Raw genomic sequence first — 10,005 nt, forward strand, 5'->3', positions numbered from 1 at the left:
CGCGCGAGGCGGGTCAGGCGGTGGCGGCGGCGTCCTGCGTGTCGACGATGTCGACGGAAAATGTCATGGCGGCCGTCTTTTCCAGCATGGCCGAGGCCGAGCAGTACTTTTCGTGGGAAAGCTGCACGGCGCGCTCGACGGCCGCGCGCGGCAGATTGCGGCCGGTAACGGTGAAGGCGAAGTGAATGCGGGTAAAGACCTTGGGGTCGGTGTCGGCGCGCTCGGCCTGCAGCTTGACGCTGCAACCGGTGACCGCGTGGCGGCCGCGTTTGAGGATCAGCACCACATCGTAGGCGGTGCAGCCGCCCGTGCCCGCCAGCAGCATTTCCATGGGACGGGGCGCCAGGTTGTGGCCGCCGCCGTCCACGGCGCCGTCCATCACGGCCACGTGGCCGCTACCCGTGCTGGCGGTAAAGAGCATGCCGCTTGGGCCGCCCCAGTCGATCGTGCATTCCATGTTGGTGAGTCCTTGAGCTTGAGCGCAGTCAATGGCTGATGATACCCGTTGCGTACAATCCCGGGCATGAGAACCCCGCCTCGCATCAGGGGTGCGGGGTGACCGATTTGCCAGGAGATGCCATGTCCACCACGTTGTCCCAATCCGGTCCCGTTTCCCTGCGTCGCCGCCACGGCCCCCTGGATGCCCTGCTGGCCGAGACCGACCGGGCGTTGCGTGTGCTGTCCGGCAACGCCAGCGCCGGCCGGGCCTATCCCGCCACCGCGGAGGAATCGCCGCAAACCCTCTCGGCACAGGAAAAACGCCACGCCGCCGGGCTCATGCGGGTCAACCATGTCGGCGAGGTCTGCGCGCAGGCGCTCTACCGCGGCCAGGCGTCGGTCTGCAAAGAGCCCGCGCCGCGCGCGCTGCTGCTGAACGCCGCCGCCGAGGAAGTCGACCATCTGGTCTGGTGCAACGAGCGCCTGAACGAACTGGGCAGCCGGCCCAGCTTGCTCAATCCCGTCTGGTACGCAGGCTCGTTTGCCTTGGGCGTGATGGCCAGCGTGGCGGGTGTGCCCCGCAATCTGGGCTTTATGGCCGAAACCGAAAAGCAGGTCGAGGCCCATCTGGACGAACACCTGCGCACCTTGCCGGTGCAGGATGAGCGCTCGCGCCAGATCGTCCAGAAGATGAAGGACGACGAGGCCCAGCACCGCGCCAGCGCCGAGCAGGCAGGGGGCGTTCCGCTGCCCGCGCCCGTGAAAATGGCCATGCGCGCCATGTCCAAGGTCATGACGACCACCGCCTACTGGATCTGAAACCGCGCCTGCAAAAAATGTTGCAATGCGCAAATTCCGCCGCCTCATGGTGCCTGAGGCACCATTTTGGTGCGGCGGCCAGGGTGGGATTACCCGCGATGATTCAGGGTTATTCCGCAAGGGGTAAACCCGTTTCGCAAAAACCCGGTTTTGCACAAGGCCGTTGATTGGCGCGGCTTTGCGAGAGGGCTGCGAAAAATTTGCAGCAAAAAAGCAACGCGTCCCGGGCCGTCAAAAATAGATCAAAAAAAATCTTGCAACGCACAAAAAACGTAGGTACTATTCACACATCGGATGTTGAAACGCAGACGGCGCGGTGAAAACCCCGGAAGCGTAGCGAGCAGAAAGCCAGCTCCCAACATGCCACGGTTGTCTCCTCCACCCTCCTCCTTTGGTGGATTTAGCCCGAGATCTCACGATCTCGGGCTTTTTTTTGTCCCGAATCGTTGCGTCCCTATTTGTAAGCGATCGCGGCATTTTCCGTGGGTCGCGAGGTTGCGCGCGGGCCGTCAGGCCCCCGCGTTTTCCCTCGGATAATTCGCGTGCCCAGAGGCGGAACGCTCTACAATCTCCCACATGAAACCAGTACTGCCGGGCGCTCGCGCGCCAGCGCGTTCCAGTCACATGCGCGGCGGACGGATTGCCCGCCTGCGCGCGTTACGTTCTGTGCCGCGGAATTGCACTTCTTTATCCCTCCCATATATGGGCGTTACACCTGCCTCCGATAATGGCGGGCCTGTCTCGATAGACCAACCAGAGGTGATCCAGTGACCTGGCTGTACATATGCGTGGTCGCGTTCATGGTGGGGGGACTCATCGTGGCGTCCGAGCGCTGGCATGGCGCGTTTACCGGCGATAGCGACCTCAACAAGCCCCAAGCCAATCATTCCCGCGCGACGCCCCGCGTCGGCGGTCTGGCGGTGCTTGCCGGTACGCTGGCTGGCCTGCTGGTCCTCGGACCCAGCAACATGACCCTTACCTGGCTGTGGCCCGCGCTGTTCGTCGCGGCGTTGCCCGTTTTCGTGGCCGGCCTGCTTGAAGACATCACCAAGGACATCGGCGCCAGCAAGCGTTTGCTGGCCGCTTTTCTATCCGCGGCCATCGCGTGGTGGCTGCTGGGCGGCGTCAGCCGTGTCGGCATGGCCCCTGTGGATTACGTGCTTTCGTTCTGGCCTGTTTCGCTGCTGTTCACCATGTTCGCGGTGGGCGGCTGTACCCATGCCTTGAATATCGTGGACGGCATGAACGGCCTGGCCGGCATGGTCGCCACGCTGATGGCGGTGTCGATCAGCCTGGTTGCCCTGCAGGTCGGCGATGTGCCGATCTTCCTGGTCGCCGCGGCGCTGGCGTCGGCCACCCTGGGCTTTCTCGTGTGGAACTTCCCGTTTGGCCGGGTCTTCCTGGGCGATGGCGGCGCGTACTTCCTGGGCTTCATGCTGGCCGAACTGGCGGTGCTGCTGGTTGTGCGCAACCCGTCCGTGTCGCCGTTCTACGCGCTGGCGGTCCTGTTCTACCCCGTCTTCGAAACCGGTTTCTCGATCTGGCGCCGCCGCTTCAAGCGCGGCGTGCCGGTGGATCAGCCCGATGCGCTGCACTTGCACCAGCTCGTGTTCCGCCGGCTGGTCCGGGTCACCTTCAGCCGCGGCCGGCGCCACGCCGTCCCCGCGCTTTGCAATGCGCTGGCGTCCCCGTACATGTGGGTCCTGGCGCTGATCGGGCTGGTGCCAGCCACGATCTGGTGGGACAACGCCTGGGCCCTGAGCGCCAGCCTGGTTGTCTTTGCCAGCGTCTATATCTGGCTGTACGCGCGCCTGGTCTCCTGGCGCCGCCCGGGGTGGCTCTTGCTGCCGTCCGTGCTGCGAACCACCGATTAGTTTGAGTGCCCCGGCGATAGCCGCCGGGGGCTCGGTATCCATCACCAGACCATCTTTAAAATGCCGTAAACGTTCTACGGTGAAGGGAGAGTTATGTTGCGAATCCAGGATGTGAAACTCGCTGTCGTCGGCCTTGGCTACGTCGGTCTGCCCCTGGCCGTGGAATTCGGCAAGAAGCGCCCGGTCATTGGCTTTGACATCAACACGCGCCGCATCGACGCGCTGAAGGCGGGCCACGACCACACGCTGGAAGTCAGCGACGCCGAGCTGGCCGAGGCCAAGCAGCTGAGCTACACCGCCGATCGCGCCGAACTGGGCGAGGCCAACGTGTTCATCGTGACCGTGCCCACCCCCATCGACGAATACAAGCAGCCGGACCTGACCCCGCTGGTCAAGGCCAGCGAAACCATCGGCGCGGTGCTCAAGCGCGGCGACATCGTCATCTATGAATCCACCGTCTATCCCGGTGCCACCGAGGAAGACTGCGTGCCGGTGCTGGAGCGCGTGTCGGGCCTGAAGTTCAACGAGGACTTCTTCGCCGGCTACAGCCCCGAGCGCATCAACCCGGGCGACAAGGAACACCGCGTCAGCACGATCAAGAAGGTCACCTCGGGCTCGACCCCGGAAGTCGCCGACCTGGTCGACAAGCTCTACAAGGAAATCATCACCGCCGGCACGCACAAGGCGTCCAGCATCCGCGTGGCCGAAGCCGCCAAGGTGATCGAGAACACCCAGCGCGACGTGAACATCGCGCTCATCAACGAACTGGCCCTGATCTTCAACAAGATGGGCATCGACACCGAAGCCGTGCTGCAGGCCGCCGGCACCAAGTGGAACTTCCTGCCGTTCCGTCCGGGCCTGGTGGGCGGCCACTGCATTGGCGTGGACCCGTACTACCTGACGCACAAGGCACAGTCCATCGGCTACCACCCCGAGATCATCCTGGCGGGCCGCCGCCTGAACGACTCCATGGGCAGCTACGTGGTGTCGCAGCTGGTCAAGTGCATGACTAAGCGCCGCATTCACGTGCAGGGCGCCCGCGTGCTGGTGATGGGCCTGGCCTTCAAGGAAAACTGCCCCGACCTGCGCAACACGCGCATCGTGGACATCGTCCGTGAACTGGGCGACTACAACGTCGACGTGGACATCTACGATCCGTGGGTGGACGCCGACGAAGCCATGCACGAATACGGCCTGACCCCGGTGGCCAAGCCCGAGGAAGGCAAGTACGACGCCGTGATCCTCGCCGTGGCGCACAACCAGTTCAAGGACATGGGCGCCGAAGGCATCCGCAAGCTTGGCAAGCCGCAACACATCCTGTACGACCTGAAGTACGTGCTGTCGCCCGCTGAATCCGACCTGCGTCTGTAAAGGATTTCGCCATGACCACACGATTCGAGACTGTCACCCAGGAACTGTCCGCCGCGCCGCGCAAGTGGCTGGTGACCGGCTGCGCCGGCTTCATCGGCTCGAACCTGCTGGAAACCTTGCTCAAGCTTGACCAGACCGTGACCGGCCTGGACAACTTCGCGACCGGCCACCAACGCAACCTGGACGAAGTCCAGGCTTCGGTTTCGCCGCAGCAGTGGGCGCGCTTCACCTTCATCGAAGGCGACATCCGTGACCTGGACGCTTGCCGCCGCGCGGCCGAAGGCGTGGACTATGTGCTGCACCAGGCCGCGCTGGGCTCGGTGCCGCGCTCGCTCAATGACCCCATCACGACCAACGAAGTCAACATCGGCGGTTTCCTGAACATGCTGGTCGCGGCGCGCGACGCCAAGGTGAAGTCGTTCGTCTATGCGGCGTCCAGCTCCACTTACGGCGACCATCCGGCGCTGCCCAAGGTCGAGGAAAACATCGGCAAGCCGCTGTCGCCGTACGCCGTGACCAAGTACGTCAACGAGCTCTACGCCGACGTCTTTGCGCGCTCCTACGGCTTCGAGACGGTGGGTCTGCGTTACTTCAACGTGTTCGGCAAGCGGCAGGATCCGGACGGCGCCTACGCCGCCGTGATCCCGAAGTGGACCGCCGCGATGATCCAGGGCAAGGACGTCACCATCAATGGCGACGGCGAGACCAGCCGCGACTTCTGCTTTGTGGAAAACGCGGTGCAGGCCAATATCCTGGGCGCGCTGGCCGCGCCCGAGGCCCGCAACCAGGTCTACAACGTGGCCGTCAGCGGCCGCAGCACCTTGAACCAGCTGTTCAGCTTCCTGGTGCAGGCCCTGGGCAATCAGGGCGTGAACTACACCAAGCAGCCGGTCTACGCTGACTTCCGCGCGGGCGATGTGCGCCACTCGCAGGCCGACATCGGCAAGGCCGGCCGCCTGCTGGGCTATGCGCCCACGCATACGGTGCTGCAAGGCCTGGAAGTCGCCATGCCCTGGTACACGCAGTTCCTGCGTTGAAAGCACTCGTCCGAAAACTCGGCAACATCCACCCGGATCATCAGCGCATCTTCAAAGGCGCGTTCCGGGTGGCGGTGTTTCTGCTGCTGGGCAAGGCTGCCGGCGCCATCAAGGAGATGGCGGTGGCGTACCGCTACGGCGTCAGCGACGCCGTAGACGCCTACCAGTTCACGATGACCATGGGCACCTGGCTGCCCGTCACGATCGTGGGCGTGCTGTCGGTGGTGCTGATCCCGGTGCTGGTGCGCCTGGCGCGCACCGGCGGGGCCGAGAAAGAACGCTTCATTCGCGAACTTCAGGGCTGGGTCGCCGCCGCCGGCGTCGCACTGGCCCTCTTGACGTGGTTCGCCTGGCCGTATGTGGTGGATTGGCTGGGGCAGGGCCTGTCGGCGCAAGTGCGCGCCATGACGGGCGACCTGCTGATCGCCTTTGCCCCCGTGGCGGCGTTGCTGCTGATCGCCGGCATCAGCGCCGCGCGGCTGCGTGCGCAGGAACGTCACGTCAACACGCTGCTGGACAGCGTGCCTGCCGTGGCAACGCTGGCCTGGGTCATGCTGGCCGCCAGCGCCGAGGGCGTGGGACCGCTGCTGTGGGGCACGCTGGTCGGATACGCCATCCAGACCGTCTGGCTGGCCTGGCTGGCCGCGCGCGCCGACGGCGGCTTCTGGGGCGCGCCGTCACTGACACTGAAGTCGCCGCATTGGCCTGAACTGATGGGCGCGGCCGGCGTGATGCTGATCGGCCAGGTCGCCATGAGCTTTGTGGGTCCGCTGGACCAGTACGCGGCCGCCAACCTGGGCGCCAATGCCAACGCCACGCTCGGCTATGCCAGCCGGCTGCTGTCCCTGTTGCTGGGCATCGGGGCCGTGTCCGTGGGCCGCGCCGCGCTCCCAGTGCTGGCCGACGTGCAGGCGCGCGGCGACACGGCGCGCGCGCGCAGCATGGCGCTCAAATGGTCGTTGCTGATGGTGGGCGCCGGCGCCGGCGCCGTGGCGCTGGGCTGGGTTTTGGCGCCCTGGGGCGTGTCGGTGCTGTTCCAGCGCGGCGCCTTTACCGCCGACAACACCGAAGCCGTCGCGCACGTGCTGCGCTGGGGCTTGCTGCAGCTGCCGTTCTACTTCGGCGTGCTGATCCTGGTGCAACTCCTGGCCAGCCAGAACCGCTACCGCATCATGGCCGCCATCGCGGTCGCCAATTTTGCGCTGAAGGCCGTGCTGAACACCGTGCTGGCGCCCCGCATGGGCGCGGCCGGCATCATGCTGGCCACCAGCCTCATGTATGTGCTGTCCTTTGCCTGCTACCTGGCCGTGGCGATGCGCAAGGCCGAACCCAAGGAGGCCGATTGAATGTCCGTAGCCAACCCCGCCCGTCCGGCGCGCGTGTTGCTGTTCATCCATTCCCTGCACGGCGGGGGCGCTGAACGCGTCGCCGCCGACCTGAGCGCCCACTGGGCGTCCGAGGGCAGCGAGGTCATGGTGGTCACGCAGGCCAGCGCCGACGGCGATGTCTATGCGCTGCATCCCAAGGTGCGCCGCGAGGTCCTGCACACGGCGGGCGAGGGCGGCGGCCTGCGCGGCATTCTCAGCAACCTGCAGCGGGTGCGCGCGCTGCGCCGCGTGATCAAGTCGTTCCGGCCCGACATCGTGCTGGGCATGATGACCACGGCGTCGGTGCTGTCCGTGCTGGCTTCTGCGGGGCTGAACTGTCAGGTCATTGCAACCGAACACACCCATCCGCCGTCCCAGACGTTGTCGGGCTTCTGGCAGCGGCTGCGCCGGCTGACCTATCCGCGCGCCGCGCGCGTGGTCGCGCTGACCCGCGGCACCGCGCAGTGGCTGGAACAGCATGTGCCGGGCTCGCGGCTGGCAGTCATTCCCAACCCGGTACACTTCCCGCTGCCGCGCGCCGAACCGCTCTTGCACCCGGCTCCCCGGGATGGCCGCAAGCGGCTCCTGGCGGTCGGGCGGCTGCACGGCGACAAGGGTTTCGACCTGCTGATCCAGGCGTTCGCGCAACTGGCGCCGTCGCATCCCGGCTGGGATCTGGTTATTCTGGGCGAGGGCAGCGAACGCCAGGCGTTGGAAGCGCAGGTGCGCGAGGCCGGGCTCGAATCGCGCATCTCGATGCCGGGACGTGCCGGCAATGTCGGCGACTGGTACGACAGCGCCGATCTTTACGTGCTGACCTCGCGCTTCGAAGGGCTGTCCAACACGTTGCTCGAGTCCATGGCAAGCGGTCTGGCGGCGGTCTCGTTCGATTGCGACACGGGTCCGCGCGAGATCATCCGCCACGGCATCGATGGCGTGCTGGTGCGGCCCAACGGCGACGTGCCCGCGCTGTGCGAGGCGCTTGGCGTGGTCATGGGCGATGACAATGGCCGCGCGCGCCTGGCGCAGGCGGCCACCGACGTGCGCGACCGATTCTCGGCCGTGCGCGTGCTGCGGAAATGGCAGGAACTTTTTGACGGCGTGCGGGCGAAGGGCCGCTAGGGCCCCGCGCGCGCCGTTGCTACGGTGACCACGAGAATCTCATCATGTGTGGAATAGTCGGAATTTGGGGCCCCCTGGGGAACAAGGATCAGGTGCTGGCGGACAGCTGCCGGCGCATCCGCCACCGTGGGCCCGACAGCAATGGGTTCTGGGAAGATACTGACGCCGGCGTCGCGCTGGCGCACGTGCGCCTGGCGATCCTGGACCTGACCGAAGCCGGCCATCAGCCGATGACGTCCGCGTGCGGGCGCTACGTGATGGTGTTCAACGGCGAGGTCTACAACCATCTGGACATCCGCAAGCAGCTCGAGGACTCGGCGCGGGCGCCCGACTGGCGCGGCCATTCGGACACCGAGACCCTGCTCGCGGGCTTTTCCGCGCTGGGCATCGAAGCCACGTTGCAGGCCGCGGTCGGCATGTTCGCCATCGCGCTGTGGGACAAGGCCGCGCGCAAGCTCGTGCTGGCGCGCGATCGCATGGGCGAAAAGCCGCTCTACTACGGCTACTCCAATGCCGAACTGGTGTTCGCCTCGGAGCTCAAGGGCCTGATGCCGATTCCGGGGTTCGGGCGCAACCTGAACCGCAACGCGCTCGCCTCGTTCATGCGGCACAACTACATCCCCGCGCCGCAGTCGATCTACGAAGGCATCGCCAAGCTGCCGCCCGGCACGTGGGTCGAGTTCTCGGCGGACGACACCCGCAGCCGCCGCATGCCGGAGCCGCGCGTGTACTGGTCGGCGCGCGAGGCCGCGGACACGGCTGCGCAGCACCGCCTGTCGTTCGATTCGGACGCGCAAGCCACCGATGCGCTGGAACGCGTGCTGTCCAAGGCCGTGGGCGGACAGATGCTGTCCGACGTGAGCCTGGGCGCCTTCCTGTCCGGCGGCATCGATTCGTCCACCATCGTGGCGTTGATGCAGGCGCAGAGCTCGCAGCCGGTGCGCACCTTTGCCATCGGTTTTCACGAGAAGGGCTACGACGAGGCGCAGCACGCGAAGGCCGTGGCCACGCACCTGGGCACCGATCACACCGAACTCTACGTCACCGCGGACGACGCGTTGGCGGTCGTGCCCACGCTGGCCGACATGTATGACGAACCCTTTGCCGACTCGTCGCAGATCCCGACGTCGCTCGTCACGCGCATGGCGCGCCAGCACGTCACGGTGGCGTTGTCCGGCGACGGCGGCGACGAACTCTTCGGCGGCTATTCGCGTTATTTCCGGGTGGACAACTGGTGGCGCCAGTTCGAACGCGTGCCCAGCCTGCTGCGTAAGCCGGCCGGCGCGATGCTCAGCGCCTCCACCCATCTGCCCGGCCGCGGCGCCTGGCGCGGCAAGGTCGGCAAGCTGGGCGAACTGCTGCGCGCGGACACGCAAGGCGAGTTCTACCGCCTGTTCGTGTCGTATTGGTCAGACCCCGCCCGTGTGGTCAAGAGCGGCGTGGAACCCGAGTCGGTGTTCGAACGCGCCATGCAGGGGTCGTTCTTCGAATCGATGATGAAGCTGGACACGGTGACCTACCTGCCCGACGACATCCTGGTCAAGGTGGACCGCGCGGCGATGGCCGTCAGCCTGGAAACCCGCGTGCCCCTCATCGACCACCGCGTCTATGAATTCGCCTGGAGCCTGCCGCACCAATACAAGGTGCGCGGCAATACGGGCAAGTGGCTGTTGCGGCAGGTCCTGCACCGCCACGTGCCGCAGGCGCTGGTCGACCGCCCCAAGCGCGGCTTTGCCGTGCCGCTGGCCGCGTGGTTGCGCGGTCCCTTGCGGGAATGGGCCGACGCGCTGCTGAATCCGTCGCGCCTGCGCCAGGAAGGGTGGTTCGAACCCGAGCCCATCCTGCGCAAATGGCGCGAGCACGCGTCGGGGCATCGCAATTGGGACAGCCATCTGTGGGGCGTGCTGATGATGCAGGCCTGGCTGGACCGCTACCGGGCGGGGATGGATCAAGGGGGACCGATTGAGGACCGTTGAG

8 protein-coding genes are annotated in these 10,005 nt (G+C 66.1%); 7 read left to right on the forward strand and 1 reads right to left on the reverse strand.

Annotated features, from left to right (window positions below; genetic code table 11):
* Positions 1-13: 13 nt before the first annotated feature.
* Complete coding sequence (locus KVT32_RS11240) at positions 14-457, reverse strand: OsmC family protein (protein ID WP_152382604.1); 444 nt, start codon at positions 455-457, stop codon at positions 14-16.
* A gap of 122 nt (positions 458-579) precedes the next feature.
* Here KVT32_RS11240 and coq7 point away from each other — a divergent pair, with 122 nt between their 5' ends.
* From coq7 to asnB, 7 genes are all read left to right on the forward strand, one after another.
* Positions 580-1,257, forward strand: coding sequence for a 2-polyprenyl-3-methyl-6-methoxy-1,4-benzoquinone monooxygenase (gene coq7 / locus KVT32_RS11245; protein ID WP_062839989.1), 678 nt, complete (start codon positions 580-582; stop codon positions 1,255-1,257).
* Between the two features lie 767 nt (positions 1,258-2,024).
* The gene (locus tag KVT32_RS11250; protein ID WP_056325286.1) at positions 2,025-3,131 is read left to right on the forward strand and encodes a glycosyltransferase; all 1,107 of its coding nucleotides are present in this window, start codon (positions 2,025-2,027) and stop codon (positions 3,129-3,131) included.
* Between the two features lie 93 nt (positions 3,132-3,224).
* Entirely contained in the window at positions 3,225-4,502 is a 1,278-nt protein-coding gene (gene tviB / locus KVT32_RS11255) for a Vi polysaccharide biosynthesis UDP-N-acetylglucosamine C-6 dehydrogenase TviB (RefSeq protein WP_128828976.1), read from the forward strand.
* Between the two features lie 11 nt (positions 4,503-4,513).
* Positions 4,514-5,539: an SDR family oxidoreductase gene (locus KVT32_RS11260; protein WP_062839990.1), complete on the forward strand. Its 1,026-nt coding sequence runs from the start codon at positions 4,514-4,516 to the stop codon at positions 5,537-5,539.
* A complete protein-coding gene (murJ, locus tag KVT32_RS11265) occupies positions 5,536-6,885 on the forward strand; it encodes a murein biosynthesis integral membrane protein MurJ (protein WP_217618204.1) in 1,350 nt (449 codons plus the stop codon). The genes KVT32_RS11260 and murJ overlap by 4 nt, the downstream gene beginning before the upstream one ends.
* Positions 6,886-8,028, forward strand: coding sequence for a glycosyltransferase family 4 protein (locus KVT32_RS11270; RefSeq protein ID WP_175156093.1), 1,143 nt, complete (start codon positions 6,886-6,888; stop codon positions 8,026-8,028).
* Between the two features lie 44 nt (positions 8,029-8,072).
* Positions 8,073-10,004 (forward strand): asparagine synthase (glutamine-hydrolyzing), encoded by a 1,932-nt coding sequence (asnB, locus tag KVT32_RS11275; protein WP_217618205.1) that lies wholly within the window; start codon positions 8,073-8,075, stop codon positions 10,002-10,004.
* Position 10,005: the final 1 nt, after the last annotated feature.

The sequence above is a fragment of the Achromobacter sp. GbtcB20 genome (assembly GCF_019091095.1).
Classification (GTDB): Bacteria; Pseudomonadota; Gammaproteobacteria; order Burkholderiales; family Burkholderiaceae_B; genus Achromobacter; species Achromobacter mucicolens.